This is a genomic window from Limnohabitans sp. TEGF003 (assembly GCF_055395455.1).
In genome coordinates, this window is the sequence record NZ_AP029225.1 from 2,845,195 (window position 1) to 2,870,527 (window position 25,333).

Here is a 25,333-nt window from a genome sequence, read left to right on the forward strand (position 1 = left end):
GGTGGACTCGTCCATGTTAAAGGCCAAGTCAATCGTCCAATATATACCGAAACTTACAACACCCCTCCCAGACCCACCCCGGGCATACCCTGATCCATCCAAACGGATAATCCCCAGATGGACACTCGCTGGAAACCCAATGTCACCGTGGCCGCCATCATCGAGCGCGATGGCCGCTACCTCCTGATCGAAGAACACACCCAAGAGGGTTTGCGCCTGAACAACCCGGCAGGCCACCTGGACCCCGGTGAATCGCCCGCACAAGCCTGCGCCCGAGAAGCCTTGGAAGAAACGGCCCACCCCTTCACCCCGACCGCCCTGGTGGGCATCTATTTGTCGCGTTTTCAACGGCCGGCCACGGGCGAAGACATCACCTATGTGCGCATGGCTTTTTGCGGCGACATCGGCGAGCTGCAGCCCCACCTGAGCCTGGACGAGGGCATCGTGCGCACCCTGTGGATGACGCCCGAAGAAATCCGCGCCAGTGCCGAGCGCCACCGCAGCCCCCTGGTCTTGCGCTGCATCGAAGACCACCTGGCAGGGCAACGTTTCCCCTTGAGCGTGATCCACACCGACGCAGCGGTGGCCAACTTGCCCCCCCTGTCGACATGAGCCCCGACCTGCCCACCGAAGCGCTGTGGCTGCTCACGGGTGCGGCCGCTTTCGCGGCGGGCGTGCTCAACGCCATTGCGGGCGGCGGCAGCTTCCTGACCTTTCCCGCCCTGGTGTTTGCCGGTGTGCCGCCCCTGGCGGCCAATGCCACCAGCGCCATGGCCGTCAGCCCGGGCTACTTGGGCAGCGTGCTGGGTTTTAGGGCGGAGTTGCAAACCCTGCCCAGAGCCCTGCTGCAACGCGAAGTGGCCATTGCTGCGGTCGGTGGCCTGATCGGTGCGGGTTTGCTGCTGCTCACCCCGGCGCGGGTGTTTTCAGGTCTGGTGCCCTGGTTGCTGCTGCTGGCCACGGCGTTGTTTGCCGCTGGCCCCTGGCTGGCCCGGCGCAACGCAGGCCAGGGCCACCCCGCATGGCGACTGCCGGGCCTGATGGGCGTGGCCATTTATGGCGGTTACTTCAACGGCGGACTGGGCATTTTGCTGATGGCGCTGTACACCCTGACGGGCGAGAGCCGGCTGAACACGGTCAATGCGCTGAAAAACCTCAACTCCTTTGTGCTGTCGCTGCTGTCGGTGGCCGCTTTTGCGGTGGCGGGCGCCATTGTCTGGCCGCAGGCGCTGTGGATGATGGCCCTGGCCACAGCCGGAGGCTGGGCGGGTGCACGCTTGGCCAAACGCCTGCCCGTGCGCTGGGTGCGCTGGCTGGTCATGCTCACTGGGCTGGTGATGAGCGGGGTCTTTTTCGTGCGCAGCTGATGGTGTCGGAAACCTGTTGGAGCAATGGCTGCGGCCAAGGCCCCAAGACGCTCAGGGCAAAGAAGGCTTTTGACCTGCCGCCACTTGGTCCAGCTGGGCTTGTTCGGCAAAGACTTTGGCCACATAGCCGCCATCTTCTGTCAAGGCGTAACCCCCCAGGTAAAACTTGAGGCCCTCTTCCAGGGAGCCGTCACGCATCTTGACCGCATCCGACAGCACCGCTGCCCCCACGCGCATGTTCGTAATCGGGTCAAAAGCGGCCAAACGCCCGCCATAGGCTTCGTAGCGCTTGGCGTGGATGTCGGTCATCACCTGCATCAAGCCCTGTGCGCCGGCCTGGCTCTGGACATACGGGTGAAAGTTGGACTCGATGGCCATCACCGCCAAAATGAAGTGCGGTGCCAGTTTGGTTTTTTTGGACAAGACATGCGCTTCGGCCACCAAAGCGGCCAAGGGCTCCGGTGCGACTTTGTACTTGCGCCCTAACCATTCGGCCACAGCCGCCTGGGCGGGCGGCAGATCCTGCAAACTCACGGCCGTGGCGCGTTCTGCGGTGTTCTCGGGCAACCACGGCAACAAAACCTGCCGCTCCCGCAACCAGTTGAACACCGCGCCTTCGGCCGAGTGCAGCCATTGCGGGTTGAGCCACAAGGCCAGAACCAGGCTGAGCGCAGTCAAGCCCACCATGGCCAAACCACTGTGGGTGATGATGAACATGCCATGCGCGACATCGCGCAAGAATGTTCTGCCGTGTTGGCACCAGGTGCAGTGCTTGGTCATGAATTCGGGCCCATCGGGCATTATAAATTTTCGACCTTGTCGGGCCAGTCAGGTGGTCGCGGGATAATTGCGGCATGTCCCAACTCCACCGTGTGGTCGTCGGCTTGTCCGGCGGCGTCGATTCTGCTGTCACCGCCCATTTGCTCAAGCAACAGGGCCATGAGGTCATTGGCATCTTCATGAAAAACTGGGAAGACGACGACGACAGCGAATACTGCTCTTCCAACATCGACTTCGTGGATGCCGCTGCCGTGGCGGATGTGCTGGGCATCGAGATCGAGCACGTCAATTTTGCGGCCGATTACAAAAACCGTGTTTTTTCGGAGTTTCTGCGCGAATACCAGGCCGGGCGCACGCCCAACCCCGACATCCTGTGCAACGCTGAAATCAAGTTCAAGTCCTTTTTGGACCATGCCATGCGGCTGGGCGCCGAAAAAATCGCCACCGGCCATTACGCCAGGGTGCGTTTGAACACTGCAACAGGTCGGCACGAGCTGCTCAAGGGCCTCGACCCCAGCAAGGACCAAAGCTATTTTCTCCATCGCCTGAACCAGGCTCAGTTGTCCAAGACCCTGTTCCCGGTGGGCGAGCTGCACAAATCCGAAGTGCGCCGCATCGCCGAAGAGATCGGCCTGCCCAACGCCAAAAAGAAAGACTCCACCGGCATCTGCTTCATTGGCGAGCGGCCTTTCCGTGAGTTTTTGAACCGCTACATCAGCAAGGAACCCGGTCCGATCAAGGACCCGTCAGGGCGCACCATTGGAAAACATGTGGGGCTGAGCTTTTACACTTTGGGCCAGCGCCAGGGCTTGGGCATTGGCGGCATCAAAACCCAAGGCGCACAAAAAGGTGGCAGCGAGCACACGCCCTGGTTTGTGGCCCGCAAAGACGTGGAGAAAAACACCCTGTGGGTGGTTCAAGGGCACGACCACCCCTGGTTGCTGTCGCCCCAGCTGCAAGCCACCGATGTAAGCTGGTGCGCGGGCCAAGCGCCTGCGTCCGGGACCTACGCCGCCAAGACGCGCTACCGACAAACCGATGCGCCTTGCCACCTGCAAGCGCTCAGCATGCCCGATGGCTCCACGGGCTTTGAGTTGTCGTTCAGCGAGCCCCAATGGGCCGTCACCCCCGGCCAAAGCGCTGTGCTGTACGACGGTGAAGTGTGCCTGGGGGGTGGCGTGATCCACTCGGCCAGCGCCTGCCCCCCCAAGACCGACTGATTTATTCCCCGCCCAGCCCCAAACGGTTAGGCTCGCGCTTTTCGACGGCAAAGCGCAGCAAGGCCGCCGTGCGGAAAACCCCGTGCGCAAACTTGCTGTAAGGCAAGGTCAGGAACAAAGCCATGACTGCGCCCAAATGCACCGCCAACATCAAAGGCATGGCCGCCGTGGCACCCAACAGCCACAAGAGCAAACCCGTCACGCTGACCAGGAACAACAAGGCAATGAAACCCCGATCCATGGGCTTTTGAGCCGCATCACCGTGGTCCGGGTGGCGGCGCAAATTCAAGCGCCACAAGCCAGCCGTACCCACTGCCAAGCTCACCCCACCGATGACGCCGAGCAGCTTGGGCAAGGTCGTCAAATCGTAAGGTGCGGGCCAATCCAACACATAGTGGTACAGCGTGGCCACGCTGGTGGCGGCAAAGCACAGCATGAAACCGTAAAACGTCAGGTGGTGGTAGCGCCTGCGGGCATGCGTCCAAGCGTCGTCTTCGTTGTGACAGCCTTCGCCATGGCCACCGTCGAGGTACTTCAGGCGCAAAGCCGCATGCGCAGCCTCGGCCGCGGCGGGCGGCGTCAGGTCGGCACCGCTGGTGGCCGGCGTCACATCTCGCCAAAAGCGCCGCACGCCCAGCGCCAGCGCCAGCACCGCAAAAACAAAAATGGGGGCGAACAAACTCACCATCAGGTTGTGTGGAAACACCGCGTAAAAGCCCCCAGCCACAGGCGTTGACCACAACGTGCCCTGGCGCAACATGGTCAGCGCCAAAAACAGCGCCAAGCCAAATGCAAGCGCGACCGACAAGGTCAGGCCGTTGCGTTGGTACAAACTGCCCAAGGCGGGCGGCCAAGCGTAGTCGGCATAGGTCTGGCCACGCACCTGGGCCATGGCCTTGGGCACGTTGATGGCAAAGTCGTGCGGCGGCGCGTACTGGCAAGCGTGCAAACACGCACCACAGTTGTGGCACAGGTTGGCCATGTAGTGGATGTCGGCCTTGCCAAACTCCAGCCGCCGCGTCATGGCCGGGAACACCGCACAAAACCCCTCACAGTAGCGGCAGCCATTGCAAATTTGCATTTGCCGGGCCACTTCGGCCTCGGGTGCGGTCAACTCGCCGCATGCCAGCGCACGGGCATCACGCGTCAGGGCTTCAAGCGTTTGCATGAAAAGCCCCTTGCTTTTGCGCTTTGACTGCTTTGGCCGCCTGCTCGCCCGCGATGCGGCCAAAGGCCGTGCCAATCGTCATGCCCACCCCAGCGGTGTAGCCCTTGCCCAGCACGTTACCGGCCATCATCTCGCCTGCCACAAACAAGTTGGGGCTGGGCCGGTCGTTGAATCGCACAGCGGTGGTTTCATCGGTTTTGAGTCCCAGATAGGTGAAAGTGACGCCAGGCCGCACGGCGTAGGCGTAATAGGGCGCGGTGTCCAGCGGCCGCGCCCAATGGGTTTTGGCCGGGCTCACGCCCTCGGTGTGGCAGTCGTCGAGCGCCGTGTGGTCAAAAGTGCCTTCTCGGCAAGCCGCGTTGTAGTCATTGAGCGTTTGCATGAAGGTCGCCTCATCCAGGCCCAGTTTGCGGGCCAGCTCGGGCAAGCTGTCTGCTTGCGTGCCTTCAAACACAGGTGGCATGAAGCGGCCCACGGCCTTGGCATCGATGATGGAGTACGCCACCTGCCCCGGCTGCTGCGCCACCAAGCGGCCCCAGATCGCGTAGCGCTTGGGCCAGAAGTCTTCGCCTTCGTCGTAGAAACGACGCGCCTCGCGGTTCACCACCACGCCCAATGACACGCAGTCTATGCGGGTGCAAATGCCGCCGTCATACAACGGTGCACGGGCGTCAATGGCCACCATGTGCGCCTGGGTGGGGTCACCAATTCGGTCGGCGCCTTGCTCGAGCATGTGCTTGAGCAGCACGCCTTGGTTGAAGCGCGTGCCGCGAATCAAAAACTGATCCGCCGGGTATTCACCGCGCTCGTTTTGGCCCCAAGCTTCGCGCAGCCACTCGCGGTTGGACTCAAAACCACCAGCGGCCAACACACAGGTGCGGGCCTCAATGCGCTCACGCCGCACGCTGCCGTCGGCCTGTTTGTGCTTGACCGATGCAGCCACAAAACGGCCTTTGTCCAATTCGACGCTGTCCACTTCGGCGTTGTAGTGGATCTGTACGCCCAGTTTTTCAGCGCTGCGGTAATAGGCATTGACCAACGCCTTGCCCCCACCCATAAAAAACGCGTTGGTGCGGGCCGTGTGCAAAGCGCCCGACAACGAAGGCTGAAAGCGCACGCCGTGCTTGACCATCCAGGGCCTGCAGGTGGCCGAATGGCGAATGGCCAAACGGGCCAGGTGTTCGTCGGTCAAGCCGCCCGTGACTTTGAGCAGGTCTTGCCAAAACTCTTCTTCCGGGTAGGCATCGACCAGCACGTCTTGGGGGGCATCGTGCATGCAGCGCAAATTGCGCGTGTGCCCCGAATTGCCGCCGCGCCACTCACGCGGAGCCGACTCCAGCAGCATCACGCTGGCCCCGGCTTCGCGCGCCGTCAAGGCTGCGCACAAGGCGGCGTTGCCGCCACCGATCACCAATACATCCAAGTCCATGCCTGCTCCGAAAAAAGACAATGCTCAATCAGGCTTGATACCTGCACGTTTGACAATGTCGCTCCAGATGCGCTGCTCGTTCTTGATGAACGCCGCGTACTCACTGGAGGGTCCGCCACCGCCTACCGCGTTGTCGGTGGCAAAGCGCTCTGTCACCGCACTGGATTTAAGGGCTTTGAGCGACTCTTCCTGCAAGCGCTTGACGATCTCAGGCGGTGTACCTGCGGGCACATGGATGCCATACCACTGCGAGGTTTCAAAGTCTTTGAAACCCAGCTCGGCCACAGTCGGCACATCGGGCATGGCCGCGATGCGCTGTTGCGTGCCCACAGCAATGGCGCGCAGCTTGCCGCTGCGGATGTGCGCCCCCAAGGCGGGCATGCCTGCAGAAGACGCGTGCGTGCGTCCGGCCAGCAAGTCGGTCAACTGTGGCCCGGTGCCACGGTATGGGATGTGCGTGATGTACATGCCCGTGACCAGCTTGAGGTACTCCATGGCCAGATGGCCCGCACTGGCATTGCCCGCAGAGCCATAGTTGAGCTTGCCCGGATTGGCCTTGGCGTAGTCCACAAACTCCTTGAAGTTTTTGGCCGGCACGTCGGGATGAATCACAAAAACGTTAGGTACCTTGGCCAGCAAAGTGACCGGTACAAAATCCTTGTTCACATCGTAGGGCTGATTTTTCAGCATGTAAGGGTTCACCGCCAAAGTGCCCACATGCGTGAGGATCATGGTGTGCCCATCAGGCGCAGCTTTGGCCACATCTTGCATGGCGGTCACGCCCGCACCGCCGGGTTTGTTTTCCACGTACACGCTTTGCCCGAGCTGCTTGGTCAGCTCGGCCGCCACCGAGCGGGCCACGATTTCACTGGTACCACCCGGTGCAAACGGCACCACAAAACGGATGGCCTTGCTGGGCCACGGTGCGCTTTGAGACTGAGCCCAAGCAGGCCAGGCACACAGGGCAAGGGCCGACAAGCTGGCGCTGAGCGCAAAGCGGCGGGAATTTTTGTTCATGAATGTCTCCTTTTGTTGTTGAAAAACCAGAATACGCCAAACAACGAAGGCCCTTAAAACTGGTATTTACGCAGCCCGCCATCGACCGGAATGACCGCGCCCGTGATGTAGCTGGCCAAAGGCGAGGCCAAAAAAGTCACCAAATTGGCCATGTCTTCGGGCTCGCCGTAACGGCCCATCGGGATCTCGTTCTCGCACTGCCACTGGCGGTATTCGGGCGTGTAGTTACGAAAAATCTGCTCGGAATGGATGCGTCCGGGAGGCACGCAGTTCACCGTCACGCCATGCTTGCCGACCATGCGCGACAAGCCTTTGGCCCAGCTGTGAATGCCCGCCTTGGCACAAAACGCGCCGTTGGTGTGCTCGGGCTCGCTCTTGCCGGTGATGTTGATGATGCGGCCCCAGTTGCGTGCGATCATCTGGTCGATCAAAGCGTCGGCCACTTGGCGTGGGCGGTGAAAGTTCAAGGTGATGGCCTCTTGCCAGGCTTCTTCGCTCACATGCAAGTCCTTGAAGCTGCGTGAACCGCCAGCGTTGTTCACCAAAATATCCACACTGCCCAAACCCGCCAAAGCGGCATCGGCGAGGCGTTTGGCCGCGTCTTCGGCGTACAGGTCCGACTCGATGATCACGGGCGCATGACCACCAGCGGCCACAATCTCCGCGGCCAACTCCTGGAGCTTGTCCACGCGTCGCGCCGACACCGCCACGCGCACGCCTTCGGCAGCCAAAGCTTTGGCAATGCCGCGGCCAATGCCCACGCTGGCACCGGTGACCAAGGCGGTTTTGTTGTTGAGTTGCAAGTCCATGACGTGTCTCCTTTTGTGTGCTTAAAAGCTTTAATTTAGAGACCGGCGCGCAGGCCGTGCAGGCCTTTTGGGGCATGGGGCCATCACTTTTCGTGATGCCCTTAAAAACAATCAGGCGACGGGGCTGATGGCCGCGCCCAGCCAAGCACCGCCTTGCACCAAGGCGCGGGCGCAATCGGCCAAGACCACTCGGGTGGCCAGTGCAGCGGGTGACAGCTCGTCGTCGGACAAGCCACACAGCAAATTCACCCGTTGCACTTGGTGATCGTTGATGCGGGCCATGTAGAGGTGATCACGCTCCGAGCCCATGCGCGAAACCGCTGCCCACGGCTGCAACGTGACACCCAAGCCCGACTTGACCGCGTCCATGAGCATGGCCAATGAATCGACCTCCAGCGTGACCTGCGGGGTGACGTTGGCACGGGCAAAAGCAGCATTGAGGGTGCTGCGCAAACCATGGGGCCCGGTAGGCAAAATCAAGGATTCTTGCGCCAGATCGGCCATGCACAAGCTTTGCGGAGCTTTGGCCGAGCGCGTAGACAGCGCTGCGATCAAAAAAATGTCTTCCTCGATCAAAGGACACACGCTCCAGCGGCGGGCGGTTTGCAGATGCTGACTGGCGCGGATAGGTGAGTCAAACAACACCGCCAAGTCGAGCTGCCGCGCATTGAGCATGGCCGACAAATGACCCGACAGGCTCTCTACCATGTGAAGGCGAACATCAGGGTAGCGCTCGCGCATGGCGCGCATCAAGGGCAACCCTAGAACCGCCGCCGTGGTGGGGGCCAGACCCACGCTCACCGTGCCCGTCAGTCGGGCCTGCTGGGCAGAGCGCACCGCTTGCTCTGCGTGCCGCAAAGTCAGCTGAGCCTCCCGAAAAAAAGCCACACCCGCTTCAGTGGGAGTCACACCTTGGGGGGTGCGCTGCAACAGGCGGGTGCTTAACTCCCCTTCCAAGCGCGTGATCTGCTGGCTCAGCGCCGATTGCACCAAATCCAGGTCGAGCGCCGCACGGCTGATGCTGCCGACTTCAACCACCTTCACGAAATAGCGCAGCTGCCGCAACTCCATGATTCAAGGCTCCAGTTGGTGCAACTTTTTGTGAATGCGCTGCACGGCCTTCCAGACGCCCCAAAAGACCACCGGAACCAAGAACCCCACCACCGTTTCCGGCTGAAATGGCATGCCCGCAACTTTCAAAGCTTTGACCACATAGAGCAAAAGACTGACCACGTAATAAGAGATCGCTGCGATCGACAGGCCTTCCACCGTGCTTTGCAATCGCAGTTGCAAGGCTTGGCCTTTGGTGAGCTTTTCCAGCAACACTTGGTTTTGGGCTTCGGTGGCAATGTCCACACGCGTGCGCAGCAAGGCGCTAGTGCGTGAGACACGCTCGGCCAATGAGGCCAGGCGTTTTTCTGTGGCCTGCACCGTGGCCATGGCCGGAGACAAACGGCGTTGCATGAATTCGCCCAGGGTTTGGGTGCCCGAGATCGGCCGCTCGCGCAACTCGGCCAAACGTTGGCTGACGAGCGTGTCGTAAGCCCGCGTGGCCGAAAACCGGAAGCCATGCTCGGCCGTGGCCCGCTCGATGCGCGCGGCCAGGGACACCAGCAAGTCGAGCAAGGCTTGATCGCTTTCGCCCTTGCTTTCGAGCAAACCGGTGATGTCGGCCAACTGCGCCTCGGCAGCTGACAACATGGCCGACAAATTCTTGGCCACAGGCAAGCCACGCAAGGCCATCAAGCGGTAGGTTTCCATCTCCAGCAGGCGTTGCGAAATGCGGCCGGCACGCGCTTCGGTGGTGCCATCGGGGGCCAGAACCAGCATGCGCTCAAAGCCATCAGCGCCAATGCGGAAATGGGTCAGGATGCACGAGTGCGGCAAACCTTCTGTGGTGTTGCCCATGCGCGAGGCCAGCACGGCCCCTGGCCCAAGCCAGGATTGGGCGGTGGCGATCAGGTCGGGCTGGTCCATATCGGCTTGCAACATGCCCAGATGGATGGCCGCCATGGTTTGCCCGGGTATGCCACGGAGCCACTCGGTCCCGGCCACCACATGCGCGGCCAACTCGGGCTGCTCGGCACCCCACCCGGCATGCGCGGGCAAAGCCTGCACGATGGAGTAGCGTGTGAATTCGGTGTGTCGCTCCCATTTCACAGTGAAATGGTCGCATCGCAAGCGCAGAAAATTGCCTTGCAGGCTCTCCAGACTCAAATCCGCGTGGCCCGGCAAAAGGCGCAAATGCGCCCATTCCTGCTCGCGGGAGACCCCGGCATTGAGCACCGCCACATACACAATCAAGGCCGGCAAGCGCACCCGGGCCGATGGGCGGGCGTGTACCTCGTTGTGCAATTCACGCCGCAGGGCGTCTTCTTGGGGCAAAAACCGGGAGGTGATTTCGTTCATCCCTGCATTCTGACGACCTTATGGAAAACAGAACACCCCCTGCGTACAGAAATATGCACCGCCCCCTGTCGGGTGCGATGGCTCAGGCCTGGGCCGGTGCGGGGGTTTCGGCCACCAGCAAGCGTCCGTGCCACAAGCCGTGAACCGTGGCCAGCAACAGGGCACCGATCACGCCCGAGGCCATCACCAGCCAGGCCATGGCCAAAACATGGACCCAGCCCTGGGTGGGGGCAAGGTGCAAGGACAAAGCAGCCGAGGCCGCCAAGGGGAAAGACATGCCCCAAAAAGGCATGCCAAAGGGCTGCTGAAGGCAGCGTTTGAGCACGGTCAGCGAGACCAGCGTGAAAAACACGGACACACCCCAAAGCATGTGCACCAGCGTGTCAGGTGCGCCCAACTGGTGCCCGGACAGAGCAAGCACCGAAGGCGGGGCCATGGTGATGAAGGTGGTGGGCAGCATGCGCTGGGGCCACAAGCCCACCATGCCGATGCGCGCCAAAACAAGCACCAAGGCGATTGGCCACAGAAAAATGGCCACGCCATACTGCGCAGCGGCCCACACCGGATGGCCCAGCGTCACGCCAGCCAAGGCGGGCAGCACATTGCCCACCACCGGAATGAACAGCGCAGGGGTCATGCCACGCCAAAAATGGTCTGCCGTCATGCCCGGCTGCAACCAGCGCCAAATTACCCCGACGGTGCCCAGCAACAAGCCGACAGCCCCCAGCATCCACACCCCGTCAGCCCAAAGGCTGTAACCGTGGTGCGCCACCCAGACCGTGGGCAACAAGACCACGGAAGAGGGCAGCGTGGCCACAAACACATGGCGCAAGGGGTGGCGCGCATCTTCCAGCAAGGCTTCAGGAAAGTGCAGCCAGCGCCACAGCTTGAGCCCGATCAGCGCCACAAAGACCAGACCTGCCAACACGCCCACAACCAGCGACACCTGCAAGGCCACAGGCCCCCAGTGCGGCACAGCGCGCAACCATGCCAGTGACAAGCCGCACAGACCCATGACCATGGCAAACCACGCAAAACCCAAATGCTGCACGGATGCAAAAGACACACGCTCTGTCATGTGGCGATTTTTTCTGTAAAAAAACCCGTGGTGCAAACCACGGGTTGGGGAGCTCGCAGACGAGCCGGTCTTCAGAACGGGATGTCGTCGTCCATGTCATCAAAACTGCTGGCGGCAGGCTTGGGTGCTGCCGCCGCAGGGCGCTGCGCAGGCGCTGCAGCAGGACGTGCGGCGGGTGCCGACTGGCGCGGTGCGTAGCCGCCACCGCCGTCATCGGACGGGCCGCCCATGCCCTGGCGACCGCCCAGCATCTGCATGGTTTCACCCCGGATCTCGGTGGCAAATTTCTCGATGCCGTCTTTGTCGGTGTACTTGCGGGTGCGCAGGCTGCCTTCCACATAGACCTGCGAGCCTTTTTTCAGGTACTGGCCTGCGATTTCGGCCAATTTGCCAAAAAAGCTGATGCGGTGCCACTCGGTGGCTTCTTTCATCTCGCCCGTGGCCTTGTCCTTGTAGCGGTCGGTGGTGGCCACATTGATGTTGCTGACCGCATCACCCGAAGGCAAATAACGGGTTTCAGGATCGCGGCCCAGGTTGCCGACGATGATGACTTTGTTGACGGATGCCATGAAAACTCCTCGATGATGTCTGAATTATGAGGCCATTCCCCGGCCTTGCAGCTGCAGGGGGCCGCCCTCAGGCCGCTTGCCCGAGCGGTGCACTTCGGCCCGGGGTTTGCATCGGCCAGGCCACCAGCAACCAGGCCAGCATGGCCACCCCGCAACACAAAAACAGCGCCGGGCTGCCCCAGGACTTGACCAGCCAGCCGCCCATGAGCCCGCCAACAAAAAAGCCCAGCGACTGCAAGGTGTTGTAAACCCCCATGGCGGTGCCGCGCATGGCACGGGGGGCAATGCGCGAGGCCAAACTGGGTTGGGTGGCCTCCAGCGCATTGAAGCCACAGAAGAACACCAGCAGCAAGGCCGCCAAAGTCCCCAAACTGGTGCTGCCCATCGACTGAAAGAACAAACCGGCTTGCACCAGCACAATCAGGCTGATCGAGAGCAGGAACACCTTTTTCAGGTGCCCACGGCGCTCCATGGCAAACACCACGCCCAAAAACAAGAAGGACAGGAGCACGGCTGGCAAATACACCTGCCAGTGCTGTGCCGTTGGCAGCCCGGCCTGGACCAGCAAGGCCGGCACGGCGACCCACATCGCCAGCTGCACCGCATGCAACACAAACACACCCACATTCAGGCGCATCAGGTCGGCATGGGCCAGCACCTCGCGCAAGCGCCCCCGGCCCTGCCCGGTCACAGGCGCGGGCGCAGGGGGCGCACCCCAGATGACCACGCCCACCCCCACCAAAGCCAGCACACCCGTCAGCCCAAACAGGCCGGGCAAACCGATCCAGGCCGTGAGCAGGGGCGACACCACCAAGGACAGGGCGAACATCAACCCAATGCTGCCGCCCACCAAAGCCATGGCCTTGGTGCGCACCTCGTCGCGCGTCAGGTCGGCCAGCAAGGCCGTGACCGCGGCCGACACCGCCCCTGCGCCCTGCAAACTGCGCCCGACCAGCAAACCGGTCAGGTCGGTGGCCGCAGCCGCCCAAAAGCTGCCCAAGGCGAAGACCAGCAAGCCCAGCACGATGACACGCTTGCGGCCAAAGCGGTCCGAGGCCATGCCAAAGGGCAGCTGCAAAAGACCTTGTGTCAGCCCATAAATGCCCATGGCCAGGCCCAGCCACACTGGGTCTTCGCCGCCGGGGTAGCGGCGGGCCTCCAGCGCAAAAACCGGCAACACCAGAAACAAACCCAGCATGCGCAGCGCAAAAATGCTGGCCAGCGAGGCGCTGGCGCGGCGCTCGGTGGGGGTCATGTCCAAAGAATCCAAAGCCATTGAATGCGAAGCGTCGGCCACAAAAAATCCCGCCCATGGGCAAAACCAAAAGCCCGATTGTCCCTGATTGACGGCCTCCGGTGCCCAAAACCATGCGGGCGGGGATAATCAAAGGTTTTGCTGATTTGACCGCCCACCGTGAACCTTGTTGACCCTCCTCTCTTGCCTGACGAACCGCCAGAAGCGAAGTATCTGGCCACGGCGCTGCGGCAAAGCCACATCAGTGTGCGGGGGGCGCGCACCCACAACCTGAAAAACATCGACCTCGACATCCCGCGCAACCAGCTGGTGGTGATCACCGGGCTGTCGGGCTCGGGCAAGTCGAGTCTGGCCTTTGACACGCTGTACGCCGAAGGCCAGCGCCGCTATGTGGAAAGCCTGTCGGCCTATGCGCGGCAGTTTTTGCAGCTGATGGACAAGCCCGATGTGGACCTGATCGAAGGCCTCTCGCCCGCGATCAGCATCGAGCAAAAAGCCACCAGCCACAACCCTCGCTCCACCGTGGGCACGGTCACCGAGATCCACGACTACCTGCGCCTGCTGTATGCCCGTGCAGGCACGCCGTATTGCCCCGACCACAACTTGCCCCTGCAGGCGCAGACCGTGAGCCAGATGGTGGACGCCGTGCTGGCCCTGCCCGAAGACACCAAGCTGATGATCCTCGCGCCGATTGCGCGTGAGAAAAAAGGCGAGTTCGAGAAGGTGTTTGAGCAGATGCAGGCGCTGGGCTATGTGCGCTTTCGCATCAATGGCCAGACCTTTGAGGTAGAAGACCTGCCCACCCTCAAGAAAACCGAAAAGCACAACATCGACGTGGTGGTGGACCGCATCAAGGTTCGGGCGGAAGAGGACGCCAAGGCGAGGGACGCCCTGCGCCAGCGCTTGGCCGAAAGCTTTGAGGCCGCACTGCACCTGGCCGAGCACCGCGCCGTGGCGCTGGAGATGGACACCGGGAAAGAACACCTGTTCAACGCCAAATTCTCCTGCCCGGTGTGCAGCTATTCCATCAGCGAACTGGAGCCGCGCTTGTTCTCGTTCAACTCGCCCATGGGTGCGTGCCCCACTTGCGACGGCATCGGCACCATGGCGTTTTTCGATCCCGAGAGGGTTGTGGCCTTTCCTTCACTCAGCCTGGCCAGTGGCGCCATCAAGGGCTGGGACCGGCGCAACGGCTTTTACTTCAGCATGCTCGAAAGCCTGGCCAAGCATTACCAGTTCGACATCGAAACGCCGTTCGAAAAACTCGCGCCCATTCACCAGCAGGTCTTGCTACACGGCTCGGGCGACGAAGAAATCAAGTTCAGCTATGTGATGGAGTCCGGTGCCTCGCAAGGCAAGAAGGTCAGCAAAAAGCACCCGTTTGAAGGCATCATCCCCAACATGACGCGGCGCTACCGCGAGACCGACTCGGCCGTGGTGCGCGAAGACCTGGCGCGTTACCGCAACATGCAGGCCTGCACCGATTGCCAAGGCACGCGCTTGCGGCGCGAAGCCCGCCATGTGCGCATTGGTGAAGGCGATCAGGCCCGCGCCATTTACGAGATCAGCCACATCACCCTGGGCGAGTCGCAGCAGTATTTTCAGGGCCTGAAAATGCACGGCGCCAAGGCCGAGATTGCCGACAAGGTGGTACGCGAGATCGCGCTGCGTTTGAAGTTCTTGAACGACGTGGGTTTGAACTACTTGAGCCTGGACCGCAGCGCCGACACCTTGTCGGGCGGCGAATCGCAACGCATCCGCCTCGCCAGCCAGATCGGCTCGGGCCTGACGGGCGTGATGTATGTGCTCGACGAGCCCAGCATTGGCCTGCACCAGCGCGACAACGACCGCCTGATTGGCACGCTGCAGCACCTGCGCGACATCGGCAACAGCGTGCTGGTGGTCGAGCACGACGAAGACATGATCCGTGTGGCCGACCACGTCATCGACATGGGGCCCGGCGCGGGCGTGCACGGCGGGCGCGTGATGGCGCAAGGCACCTGCGCCGACATCCTGGCCGCACCCGATTCGGTGACCGGTCAGTACATGTCGGGCCGCAAAAAGATCGAGGTCCCCAAACGCCACAAGGTAGGCAAAGACTTCATCGAGATCATCGGGGCCAGCGGCAACAACCTGAAAAACGTGAACGTGAAATTCCCCGTCGGGCTGCTCACCTGCGTAACCGGCGTCTCGGGCTCGGGCAAGTCGACCCTGGTGAACGACACGCTCTACACCGCCGCCGCGCACCAGATCCACCGCGCCCATGACGAAGCAGCAGCCCACGAAGAGATCAAAGGGCTGGAGCATTTCGACAAAGTCATCAACGTCGACCAGTCGCCGATTGGCCGCACCCCGCGCAGCAACCCCGCCACCTACACGGGCCTGTTCACCCACATCCGCGAGCTGATGGCCGAAGTGCCCGCCGCACGCGAGCGCGGCTACGGCCCGGGGCGTTTCAGCTTCAACGTGGCCGGAGGCCGCTGCGAAGCCTGCCAGGGCGACGGCATGGTGAAAGTGGAGATGCACTTTTTGCCCGACGTGTACGTGCCCTGCGACGTGTGCCACGGCATGCGCTACAACCGCGAAACGCTGGAAATTCAATACAAGGGCCAGAACATCGCGCAGATCCTGAACATGACGGTGGAAGCCGCGCACCAGTTCTTCAGCGCCGTGCCCAACATCGCCCGCAAATTGCAAACCCTGCTGGATGTGGGCCTGACCTACATCCGTCTGGGCCAAAGCGCCACCACACTCTCGGGCGGTGAAGCGCAGCGCGTCAAGCTCGCCCTGGAACTGTCCAAACGCGACACGGGCCGCACGCTCTACATCCTGGACGAACCCACCACCGGCCTGCACTTTGCCGACATCGACCTGCTGCTCAAGGTGCTGCACCAGCTGCGCGATGCGGGCAACACCATCGTCATCATCGAGCACAACCTCGACGTGATCAAAACCGCCGACTGGCTGATCGATATGGGCCCTGAAGGCGGCGCAGGCGGTGGCACGGTGCTGGGCGAAGGCACGCCCGAGCAACTGGCCAAAAACCCGGCGAGCTTCACCGGGCACTATTTGCAGCGGCTGCTGCCAAAGCCATGAGACCCGCATGGAAACCGAACTCAAACTCAGCCTGAGCGCGCAAGACCTGCCGCGCCTGCTGACCCACCCGCTGCTGGCGGGTGCGGGCAGTGCGCAACGCCTGCTCAACACCTATTTCGACACACCCGACCTGGCCCTGCAACAGCGCCGCATGGCGGTGCGCGAGAGGCTGGCGGGCGAGCAATGGCTGCTGACCGTCAAGACGGCAGGGCAAAGCCAAAACGGTCTGTCGCGCAGACAGGAGTGGGAAGGGCCAACCACGCCGGGGGCCCTGCAGTTCGACACACTGGTAGGCGATGCCGCCTTGGCTGCCGAGCTGATGGCTCTGCGCCCCACTTTGCGAACGCTGTTTTGCACCGACTTTCAACGCCAACGCTGGGTCCTGGTCCACGAGGGTGCACAAATCGAAGTGGCACTGGACCAAGGTCAAATCCATGTACCCGGCTCCCCGCTGAGCGAGCCACTGCTGGAGCTGGAGCTTGAATTGTTGAGCGGACCTGAACAAGTCTTGATGGCCCTGGCCAATGTGCTGCGCCAGACACCCCAAGGCCCCGTGACGCTCACACCCAGCGACGCGAGCAAGGCGCAAAGGGGCATGGCACTTTGGCGGCGTTTGGGCTGATGTGACGCCACGCCTGACCGCACGCGGCAAGCACCCTGATCAAGCGCTGGCCTCGCGCAGCAACGTGGACTCCTGCAAAAAGGTGTCGAGCAGGCGCTGGGCGGGCAAGGACAGGGGCGCGTCCGTGCGCGAAAAAATGTGGATGGTGGTGGCCGGCAAGGTCTCTTGCAAACTCAGCGCCACCAAACCCATGCGGGGGCCGTGTGTGGCGTAAAACCGCTCTGGCACGATGGCCAGGGTGTCCATGCTGGGCAGCACGGCCAGCAAGGTCGAGAACGACTCGCAATCCACCGTGACCTTGGGCGCTGCCAGCCCGCGCTGCTCAAAGCCGAGATGCACGGGGTCACCTGGCCCCAGCCTCGGCCCCGAAAGCAACCACGAAGCACCGCTCAAATCATCCAGCCGTCGCGCTTGAGCCAAGGGATGCCCCTGCTTGGCGACGATGACCGATGGGCTGTCGATCAGTGGGGCCGCTTGCAGATCCCGCCCGATGCCTGCGGGCGGCAGGGGGCCGAGCGCCATGTCCAGCTCGCCAGAGCGCAGTTGCTGCAAGGCTTTGGGATACAAAGCATCGACCAGGTGCACACGCACATGGGGCCAGCGGGACTGGAAGGCCGACACCGCGTTCGCCGCCAGCATCAAGGCCGCTGCGGGTGACATGCCCACGCTGAGCGTGGTCTGGCTGTCGCTGGTCAAGGCCGCCACCTCCTGACGAGCACGTTCAATCTCGCGCACCACGGTGGCCGCACGCGCGGCCAGCATTTCACCTGCAGGGGCCAGCCGGACGCCCTTGGGCGAGCGCACCACCAAGGCGGCCCCGAATTCGTCTTCGAGTTGCTTGAGGGCCTTGGTCAAGGCGGGCTGCGTCACGTTCATGCTGGCCGCCGATGCCCGCATGCTGCCGGTCTGGGCCAGCGTCAACAGCAGCTGAAGTTGTTGCAATCGCATCGAAAAACCTCTTTTTCTGATAACCCATGGTAATCGTCTTCACCAAATGCGATTGGCGGTCCGCTGAGCACGCCGATAGCATGGTTTGGGTTGGCTTGCAGCTGTGTTCGCGCAGAGTCCCAGCAACACCCAACCGGCCCAGAGCCACAAAAAACACAAGGATGGAGACATGATTCAACGCAGACAACTGATCGGACACTTGGCCGCTGCACCGCTGCTGGCCAGCCTGCCTGTACGGGCACAAACTTACCCTGACAAACCCATTCGGATTATCGTCCCCCTGCCCCCGGGCAGCCCGCCGGATGTGCTGGCGCGTCACTTGGCCGATGCCGTGGGCCGCAACTGGAAGCAGCCCGTGATTGTGGAAAACCGGCCCGGTGCCACCGGCATGATCGGCCTGCAAGCGCTGGCCCGTTCAACGCCCGATGGCTACACGGTGGGCGTGATGTTCCTGACGCACACCGTGCTGCCCGAACTCATCGGACCCTTGCCCTACAACACGGCCACCGACTTTGCGCCCATCGCGAATTTGGTCTGGCTCTACAACGTGTTGGTCGTGCCCGCATCGTCGAATATCCAGACCTTGCAAGACCTGGTCAACCGCGCACGGGCCGAACCCAATGCGCTGAACTACGGGTCAGGCGGCAACGGCTCCCCCGCCCATCTGGTAGCCGAGTCCTTCTGTCAAGCCAGCCAGGTGAAGATGACCCATGTGCCTTTCAAAGGCCCTGCCGAAGCGGTGTCGGCCCTGATGGGCAACCAGATCAGCGCCATGTTTGCCACAGTGCCGACAGCCGCCTCACTGGTGCGCTCAGGCAAATTGCGTGCGATCGCCGTGACCAGCCCACAACGCCTGAGCGCCCTGCCCAATGTGCCCACACTCGCCGAAGCGGGCGTGTCAGGGGTGGAACTCAAGGAATGGGAAGGCCTGGTCGCCCCGGCGGGCACCCCCAAAGCCATCATCGACAAATGGAACCAGGAGTTGTTCCAGGTGCTGGCATCGAGCGAGCTGCGGGCCAAGCTGGCCGATCTGGGTATGTCGGTGGTGCCCTCGCACCCGAGCGGCGACTTTGCGGACTTGATCCGCAAGGAGCTCGATCACTGGGGCAAGTTTGTGCGCACCTCAGGCATTCGGCCCAGCTGATGGGGGTTGGCCCGGCTTGACCGGGCCACCGTGTCACCGTGCCGATGAAATCGGCGGCTCGAACACCACCCCAAATTCAGGTGCAATTTCTGTCACCTTGCGCGGGTTGGCGATGTTGTGAATGCGCCGGTACAAAGCGGGCAACTCGCCTGCAGGTTCAGCCCAGAAAATGGCTTGCACCACCTTGCCGCTGTTGTTGTAAAACGCATGTGGAATGCCCTTGGGCAGGTGACCGACTTCACCCGCTTGCACCGTGCTGCGCACACCGTTGATCACCACATCCACCGACCCGTTGAGCGGACTGAGGTACTCGTCCTGCTCAGGGTGCGTGTGCGGCGGCACAAAGCTTTCTTCCGGGAAGGTGGCGTGCCAGACAAACTGCTGCTCGTCGTACTGTTTGGGCGTGTAGACCTGGCCCATGATGTTCCAGGTCACCCCATCGATGCCGGTCGGGGAATGGTCGCAATCGGGCAGTTGGGCAGTGGGGCTCATGAGGGTCTCCGGTTTCAGACTTTTTCGGTGGTGACGTGCTGGCCCGTCAGGCGGTCGAGCGCCTCCTTGACCAACGGGTTGTGGCTCGCATAGCGGGGCTTGAAGGTCTGCCGCTGCGCCCGCAAATCGTCTTCGTCGGCATACCCGATCAGGATACCGTTTTCGGCAATGCGGGCCTGGATTTCGGTGTTCTCGATCATTTCGTCCGACACCGTGACACGCTGGCGAGGACGTCGGGCCCACTCGAACAAAGCTTCGTGCAACCGCGCCCGTTGGCGCACATGCTCTGGATCGGCCGAGGCACCCAAATCGTTCAGCTCATGGGGGTCGGACTGCAGATCAAACAGCATTGAACGGTAGCCTTCGCACAGCACATATTTCCAGCGGCCATCAAAAGCCATCCGCATCCAGGAATCAATCGGCGGCTGCTGTAATTCGATGCGGGCATCCTGGAACGCGTAGTCGCATTCGCAGACCGCGATCTCGCGCCAATCAGACGGCGTCTGGCCAAACAGCCAGGGGCGCAGAGAGCGGCCATCCATGATGTGGGGCACGGGGTTGCCACCGTACACATCGAGGAATGTGGGCGCGATGTCCACCGCCTCCACCAGGGCCTGGCAGCGCGTGCCCCGGGTGGCGTCTGCACGGGTATCGGGGTCGTAAATGATGAGCGGTGTGCGCACCACTGGCTGATGGAACAGTTCCTTGTCGCCCAGCCAGTGGTCACCCAGAAAGTCGCCATGGTCCGCGCAGAACACGATCATGGTGTTGTCCATCAGGCCGCGCTCTTCCATGAAGGCGAAGAGCTTGCCCATCTCGTCGTCGATCTGCTTGACCAGGCCCATGTAACCCACCATGACCGCATCGCGCACGCCGGGCTTGGCAAAGGTGCGCGAAACCCTGTGATGCGTCATGGCGGCATAGACCGGATGCGGGTCCTTGAGCTCTTCTTCGGACCGCACCATGGGCAGGGCGTCCTCGGGTTTGTACATGCCGGCATAGGGCTTGGGCACCACATACGGCCAGTGGGGTTTGATGAAAGACAGGTGCGCCACCCAAGGCTGGTCCCCCGCTTCGCGCATGAAGTCCATGGCCCGGCGTGTGGTGTAGGGCGTCTCGGAATGTTCATTCGGGATGCGGGCAGGCAGGTGGCTGTACTTGAGGTACCAGCCCGAGCGGAACTGACCTTGCTCGTCCACCACCGTGTTGGCCCATTCCTCCCAGGGGTTGTCGCCCCCGAAGCCTTGCTTGCGCAGGTAGAGGTTGTAGTTGGGGTCCGGGTCATGGCCAGAAAACGGGTGAATCCCATCGTCGCGCTCGTAAGGGTCAAAACCGCACTCGGCGATGCGGACACCGATCTGGGACTCGGGGTCGATGCCCAGACGCGACATGCCAGACGAATCACCACGCATGTGCGTCTTGCCAATCAACACCGAACGCACACCCAGCGGCCGCAGATGATCGCCCAGTGTCATCTCGCCTGCCTTGAGCGGCACGAAGTTCCAGCTCACGCCATGCGACTGCATGTAGCGACCGGTGTAGTAGCTCATGCGCGAAGGCCCGCACACGGGCGACTGCACATAGGCGTTGTCAAAAATCACGCCCCGCCGGGCCAGCCCATCCAGATGGGGTGTCTGCAGCTTCGGGTGCCCATAGCAGGACAGGTGATCGGCACGCAGCTGATCACACATGATGAAGAGGATGTTCTTGACGCGTTTCATGAAGGCGGAGCCTGGTGCGCAGGCGCAAATGATCGATGACCCATGCTAAGTACAAACGCCCCCACCATCCAATCGCATTTTTTGAAGCCGATTACCCAGAGTTATCGGCTTGAATTTCAATCCGCCTTGACAGAGGCCAGACATGCACACCCAGCCCGCTGAACTGAATAAACTGAAGGCCACACCCGACCCGGACCCAGCCCCACACCATGCCCCACCACACCGCCGAATTTCAATACGTCACAGGCCAGATGCGGCCCAGTTTTGGCGATCTGTTGGCCCGATTTGAAGCTCGCAATGCACAAGCCTTGTCACTCCCCCATTGGGAGTTGGACGTGGCTTATGGTCCGCATGCACGGGAAGTGATGGATGTGCGCCCCAGCGAGGCCAAGGCACTGGGCACGGTGGTCTACTTTCATGCAGGCTACTGGCAATCACGCGACAAATCGCAGTTTCGATTTCTGGCGCCTGCCTTCAACGCCATGGGCTGGGACATGGCCTTGGTCAACTACCCCTTGTGCCCCGACGTGGGCGTGACAGACATCGTGGCCTCGGTTGCACAGGCTTTGCAACAAGTGGCCGCCCACCAAAGCGAACGAGTGCGCCCCAGCCCGATTGTGCTCTGCGGCCACTCTGCAGGTGCCCATCTAGCGATTGAGCTGGCTTTGCAACAAGCCACTGCCGCAGCCCCGCTCCCGATTGCAGGTGTCGTGGCCATCAGCGGCGTGTACGACCTACAGCCCCTGCTGGACACCACGCTCAACGCCCGGCTGCAACTCGATGCCGAATCGGCACAGGCCTGCTCACCCACGCACCGTGTGCGGCCGGGTGCCGCCCCGGCCTTGTTCGTGTGGGGCGATACCGAAACCCCGGCGTTTCACGCCCAAAGCCAGGACATGGCGCGTTTGTGGCAGCTTCAAGGCAATGTGGCGCAATGCTCGGCTGTCGCCCAGGCCGACCATTTTTCGGTGCTGGAATACGTCACAGCGCCCGATGGCCTGGTTGCACAAAAACTTCAGCATTGGGCGCACCCTGCTTGACAGACAACCGATCAGCACTGGGATCAGCCCACAAGCTGCTGTTACCCAGGCGATACCCTGGTGCCAGCCTGTGATGTACAAATGACTCCAAGAATTGGAGTCCCCATGCACACTGTCAAACACCTGGATTTTGCAAAGCCTGCCGATGTCGGCCTGTGCCCCGACCGCACGCAGCGGCTGATGGACGTGCTGCGCCGCGAAGTGGCCAGCGGCAGGTTGCCCGGTGCCGTGGCCATGGTGGCGCGACGCGGGCAAATCGCCTTGTTCGAGGCCGTGGGCCAGCAAGACCCGACCACGGGCACGCCCATGCAGACCGACAGCATCTTCCGCATCTATTCGATGACCAAGCCGGTCGTATCGGTGGCGGTGATGATGCTGGTCGAACGCGGGCAGTTGCTGCTCTCCGATCCGGTCAGCCGGTGGTTGCCCGAATACGCCAAGCAGCAGGTAGCGACCGCCAATGGGCTGGAGTCAGTCAAGCAAGAAGCCACGGTTCAGGACCTGCTGCGCCACACGGCCGGGCTGACTTATGAATTTCTGGGCGACTCCACCGTGCAGCGGCAATATGCGCAAGTGAAAATCGCCTCGCGCGAACGGACCAATGCCGAGTTTTCGCAAACACTGGCCGCCATACCGCTGCAGTTTCAGCCCGGCACGGTATGGGCCTACAGCCGCGCCACCGATGTGTTGGGCAGGCTGGTCGAGGTGGTCAGCGGGCAAAGCCTGGGCACATTTTTGCAAGCCGAAATCTTTGGACCGCTGGGCATGGTGGACACCGGCTTTACCGTTCCACCCGATCAGCAGCACCGCATTGCCGAGCCCTTTGCGCACGACCCTGACGGCGGCGTGCCCATGAAAGTGCTCGAACCCCGGCAAATGCCTGCCATGGAAGGCGGCGGTGGTGGCCTCATGTCCACGGCGATGGACTACACCCGCTTCTTGCAGTGCCTGCGCAACCGGGGCGAGTTGAACGGCGTACGCCTGCTGGGCCCGCACACGGTGGACTTCATGACCGCCGACCACCTGGGCGACATCCCGACCGATGGCACGCTGCTGCCCCCGGGCCACGGCTTTGGCCTCGGCTTTGCGGTGCGCACCCATTTGGGCCTGTCGCCCGTGCCCGGTTCGGTGGGCCTGTATTACTGGGGCGGCATCGCGGGCACCACCTTCTTTGTGGACCCGGCGCTGGACATGTATGCGATGCTGATGATTCAGGCGCCCAACCAGCGGGATTACTATCGACCTCTGTTCCGCGATCTGGTGTACGCGGCGCTGGTCTAAATCAGGCAGGTCGGCGGCTTCAGCCCCGACATGGACCTGTCGCCAAACCAGCCATGTCGGGGCTAAAGCCACCGACCTACAAAAATCATTGACTTTCTGGAGACAAAAACCATGCCCCAACCCGGCCTCATGATGAACCGCCCCCTGCTCATTTCGGGCATCCTCGAACACGGCGCTGCCCAGTTCGGCGACCAGGACATCGTCTCGCGCGAGACGCACGGCCCCTTGCACCGCTACACCTATGCCGACGCGGCCAAACGCTCGCGCCAGCTGGCCAACGCCTTGGCGCAAATGGGCCTCAAAGCAGGCAGCGCGGTGGGCTCCATCGCCTGGAACAACCACCGCCACCTGGAGGCGTACTACGCCGTCTCGGGCAGCGGCATGGTCATGCACACCTGCAACCCCCGCCTGCACCCGCAGCAGCTGATCTATGTGATCAACCATGCCGAAGACGAGGTGGTGCTGTTCGACGCCACTTTCGCACCGCTGGTCAAAGGCATTGCCGCGCATTGCCCCAAAGTGCGCGCCTGGGTTTGCCTGACCGATGCCACCAACACGCCCGTCATCGAGGGCGTGAGCGTGATGAACTATGAAGACCTGATCACCGGCCAGCCGGACACCTTCAACTGGCCCGAGCTGGATGAAAACACCGGTGCGGCGCTTTGCTACACCTCGGGCACGACCGGCAACCCCAAGGGCGTGCTGTACACACACCGCGCCATCGTGATGAACGCCACCACCGCCTGCCTGCCCGATGTGCTGGGCTTGTCCACGCAAGAGACCATCTTGCCTGTGGTGCCCATGTTCCACATCAACGCCTGGTGCATCCCCTATGCCGCGCTGGTGTCAGGCACCAAGTTGGTCCTGCCCGGCCCCAAGCTCGACGGCCCCAGCCTGTTTGAGTTGATGGAGGCCGAGCAGGTCACCATCAGTGCGGGCGTGCCCACCATCTGGATGGGCCTGATTCAGCATGCAGAACAAAACAATTTGCGCTTCACCAGCATGCGGCGCACCTGCGTAGGCGGCTCGGCCATGCCGATGGCGCTGATCGCCAAGTTCATGGACAACTATGGCGTGGAAGTGCGCCACGGCTGGGGCATGACCGAAACGACCGCCGTGGCCACCATGAGCAACCTCAGCCGCGCCGACCGCCAAAAGCCAGCGGCCGAGCAGCACGCCATTGTGGCCAAACAAGGCAAAACCGTCTCGGGCATCGAAATCAAGATCGTCGATGAAAACGGTGTCACCTTGCCCCGCGACGGCACATCGCAGGGCGAGCTGATGGTGCGCGGCCAATGGATCGTGGAGCGCTACTACAAGGCCGACAAAACCGCGCTGGTGGACGGCTGGTTCCCCACGGGTGACATCGCCACCATCGACGCGAGCGGCACCATGCAAATCCGCGACCGCACCAAGGACGTGATCAAGACCGGGGGCGAGTGGATCAGCTCGATCGACCTGGAAAACGCCGCCATCGGCCACCCGGCGGTGGCCATGGCGGCGGTCATCGGCGTCAAGCACCCCAAGTGGGACGAGCGCCCACTGCTGTTCATCGTACGCAAGCCCGGGCAGTCGCTGGAGAAGCAGGAAATCCTCGACTTCCTGTCCACCAAAGTCGCCAAATGGTGGGTGCCCGACGATGTGGTGTTCCTCGAATCCCTGCCCGTGGGCGGCACCGGCAAGGTGCAAAAAAACGACCTGCGCAAGGACTACGGCGGCGTGTTCAGTTGATCCGGCCCCGGCTTGGCGGGCCGCAGATGGGCCGCCAGGCAAGCCCAAATCGCACCGAATTAATGCAAATCAATCCCTGAGCTTGTCCAAATTTGCCCTAAAAAGGTGATTGATGCTCAAAAACAGGGATTTCAGTGTGGGAAAATTCATATTCCCT

22 protein-coding genes are annotated in these 25,333 nt (G+C 62.1%); 9 read left to right on the forward strand and 13 right to left on the reverse strand.

Annotated features, from left to right (window positions below; all coding sequences use genetic code 11):
• Positions 1-117: 117 nt before the first annotated feature.
• Both ACZ5RT_RS13430 and ACZ5RT_RS13435 read left to right on the forward strand, forming a co-directional pair.
• On the forward strand, positions 118-612 hold the full coding sequence (locus tag ACZ5RT_RS13430) for an NUDIX hydrolase (RefSeq protein ID WP_464452806.1): 495 nt from the start codon (positions 118-120) through the stop codon (positions 610-612).
• On the forward strand, positions 609-1,367 hold the full coding sequence (locus ACZ5RT_RS13435; RefSeq protein WP_291929836.1) for a sulfite exporter TauE/SafE family protein: 759 nt from the start codon (positions 609-611) through the stop codon (positions 1,365-1,367). Before ACZ5RT_RS13430 ends, ACZ5RT_RS13435 begins: the two co-directional genes overlap by 4 nt.
• Before the next feature lie 51 nt (positions 1,368-1,418).
• Here the strand turns inward: ACZ5RT_RS13435 and ACZ5RT_RS13440 are convergent, their stop codons facing one another.
• A complete protein-coding gene (locus ACZ5RT_RS13440; protein ID WP_464452807.1) occupies positions 1,419-2,168 on the reverse strand; it encodes a transglycosylase SLT domain-containing protein in 750 nt (249 codons plus the stop codon).
• Between the two features lie 53 nt (positions 2,169-2,221).
• Between ACZ5RT_RS13440 and mnmA the strand changes: the two genes are divergently transcribed.
• Complete coding sequence (gene mnmA, locus ACZ5RT_RS13445; protein WP_464452808.1) at positions 2,222-3,367, forward strand: tRNA 2-thiouridine(34) synthase MnmA; 1,146 nt, start codon at positions 2,222-2,224, stop codon at positions 3,365-3,367.
• A 1-nt stretch (position 3,368) separates the two neighbouring features.
• Here the strand turns inward: mnmA and tcuB are convergent, their stop codons facing one another.
• From tcuB to ACZ5RT_RS13490, 9 genes are all read right to left on the reverse strand, one after another.
• On the reverse strand, positions 3,369-4,535 hold the full coding sequence (gene tcuB / locus ACZ5RT_RS13450) for a tricarballylate utilization 4Fe-4S protein TcuB (protein WP_464452809.1): 1,167 nt from the start codon (positions 4,533-4,535) through the stop codon (positions 3,369-3,371).
• Positions 4,522-5,964, reverse strand: a complete 1,443-nt coding sequence (gene tcuA / locus ACZ5RT_RS13455; RefSeq protein ID WP_291929844.1) for an FAD-dependent tricarballylate dehydrogenase TcuA — start codon at positions 5,962-5,964, stop codon at positions 4,522-4,524. Before tcuA ends, tcuB begins: the two co-directional genes overlap by 14 nt.
• A gap of 24 nt (positions 5,965-5,988) precedes the next feature.
• Entirely contained in the window at positions 5,989-6,981 is a 993-nt protein-coding gene (locus ACZ5RT_RS13460; RefSeq protein ID WP_422172440.1) for a Bug family tripartite tricarboxylate transporter substrate binding protein, read from the reverse strand.
• A 53-nt stretch (positions 6,982-7,034) separates the two neighbouring features.
• Positions 7,035-7,790 carry an SDR family NAD(P)-dependent oxidoreductase gene (locus ACZ5RT_RS13465; protein ID WP_291929848.1) on the reverse strand — a complete coding sequence of 252 codons (756 nt, stop codon included), beginning with the start codon at positions 7,788-7,790 and terminating at the stop codon, positions 7,035-7,037.
• A gap of 111 nt (positions 7,791-7,901) precedes the next feature.
• Positions 7,902-8,861 carry a LysR substrate-binding domain-containing protein gene (locus ACZ5RT_RS13470; protein WP_464452810.1) on the reverse strand — a complete coding sequence of 320 codons (960 nt, stop codon included), beginning with the start codon at positions 8,859-8,861 and terminating at the stop codon, positions 7,902-7,904.
• 3 nt (positions 8,862-8,864) lie between these two features.
• Positions 8,865-10,199 (reverse strand): DUF3422 family protein, encoded by a 1,335-nt coding sequence (locus ACZ5RT_RS13475; RefSeq protein ID WP_291929852.1) that lies wholly within the window; start codon positions 10,197-10,199, stop codon positions 8,865-8,867.
• Positions 10,200-10,281: 82 nt separating this feature from the next.
• Positions 10,282-11,265, reverse strand: coding sequence for an SLAC1 family transporter (locus ACZ5RT_RS13480; protein WP_464452811.1), 984 nt, complete (start codon positions 11,263-11,265; stop codon positions 10,282-10,284).
• 83 nt (positions 11,266-11,348) lie between these two features.
• A complete protein-coding gene (gene ssb / locus ACZ5RT_RS13485) occupies positions 11,349-11,846 on the reverse strand; it encodes a single-stranded DNA-binding protein (protein ID WP_108427276.1) in 498 nt (165 codons plus the stop codon).
• A gap of 67 nt (positions 11,847-11,913) precedes the next feature.
• On the reverse strand, positions 11,914-13,101 hold the full coding sequence (locus ACZ5RT_RS13490) for an MFS transporter (protein WP_464452812.1): 1,188 nt from the start codon (positions 13,099-13,101) through the stop codon (positions 11,914-11,916).
• A 159-nt stretch (positions 13,102-13,260) separates the two neighbouring features.
• Between ACZ5RT_RS13490 and uvrA the strand changes: the two genes are divergently transcribed.
• Together uvrA and ACZ5RT_RS13500 are read left to right on the forward strand one after the other, a co-directional pair.
• Positions 13,261-16,197 carry an excinuclease ABC subunit UvrA gene (uvrA, locus tag ACZ5RT_RS13495; RefSeq protein WP_464452813.1) on the forward strand — a complete coding sequence of 979 codons (2,937 nt, stop codon included), beginning with the start codon at positions 13,261-13,263 and terminating at the stop codon, positions 16,195-16,197.
• A 7-nt stretch (positions 16,198-16,204) separates the two neighbouring features.
• A complete protein-coding gene (locus tag ACZ5RT_RS13500; protein ID WP_464452814.1) occupies positions 16,205-16,819 on the forward strand; it encodes a CYTH domain-containing protein in 615 nt (204 codons plus the stop codon).
• A 39-nt stretch (positions 16,820-16,858) separates the two neighbouring features.
• On the opposite strand, the gene ACZ5RT_RS13505 is transcribed toward ACZ5RT_RS13500, so the two are convergent.
• A complete protein-coding gene (locus tag ACZ5RT_RS13505) occupies positions 16,859-17,767 on the reverse strand; it encodes a LysR family transcriptional regulator (RefSeq protein ID WP_464452815.1) in 909 nt (302 codons plus the stop codon).
• A 169-nt stretch (positions 17,768-17,936) separates the two neighbouring features.
• Here ACZ5RT_RS13505 and ACZ5RT_RS13510 point away from each other — a divergent pair, with 169 nt between their 5' ends.
• Complete coding sequence (locus ACZ5RT_RS13510) at positions 17,937-18,911, forward strand: Bug family tripartite tricarboxylate transporter substrate binding protein (protein WP_464452816.1); 975 nt, start codon at positions 17,937-17,939, stop codon at positions 18,909-18,911.
• Between the two features lie 33 nt (positions 18,912-18,944).
• On the opposite strand, the gene ACZ5RT_RS13515 is transcribed toward ACZ5RT_RS13510, so the two are convergent.
• Both ACZ5RT_RS13515 and ACZ5RT_RS13520 read right to left on the reverse strand, forming a co-directional pair.
• Positions 18,945-19,403, reverse strand: coding sequence for a cupin domain-containing protein (locus ACZ5RT_RS13515; RefSeq protein ID WP_464452817.1), 459 nt, complete (start codon positions 19,401-19,403; stop codon positions 18,945-18,947).
• A 14-nt stretch (positions 19,404-19,417) separates the two neighbouring features.
• Entirely contained in the window at positions 19,418-21,124 is a 1,707-nt protein-coding gene (locus ACZ5RT_RS13520; protein ID WP_464452818.1) for a sulfatase-like hydrolase/transferase, read from the reverse strand.
• Between the two features lie 209 nt (positions 21,125-21,333).
• On the opposite strand from ACZ5RT_RS13520, the gene ACZ5RT_RS13525 reads away from it, so the two are divergent.
• From ACZ5RT_RS13525 to ACZ5RT_RS13535, 3 genes are all read left to right on the forward strand, one after another.
• The gene (locus tag ACZ5RT_RS13525) at positions 21,334-22,164 is read left to right on the forward strand and encodes an alpha/beta hydrolase (protein WP_464452819.1); all 831 of its coding nucleotides are present in this window, start codon (positions 21,334-21,336) and stop codon (positions 22,162-22,164) included.
• A gap of 105 nt (positions 22,165-22,269) precedes the next feature.
• The gene (locus ACZ5RT_RS13530) at positions 22,270-23,445 is read left to right on the forward strand and encodes a serine hydrolase domain-containing protein (RefSeq protein ID WP_464452820.1); all 1,176 of its coding nucleotides are present in this window, start codon (positions 22,270-22,272) and stop codon (positions 23,443-23,445) included.
• Between the two features lie 111 nt (positions 23,446-23,556).
• Positions 23,557-25,176: a long-chain-fatty-acid--CoA ligase gene (locus ACZ5RT_RS13535; protein WP_464452821.1), complete on the forward strand. Its 1,620-nt coding sequence runs from the start codon at positions 23,557-23,559 to the stop codon at positions 25,174-25,176.
• Positions 25,177-25,333: the final 157 nt, after the last annotated feature.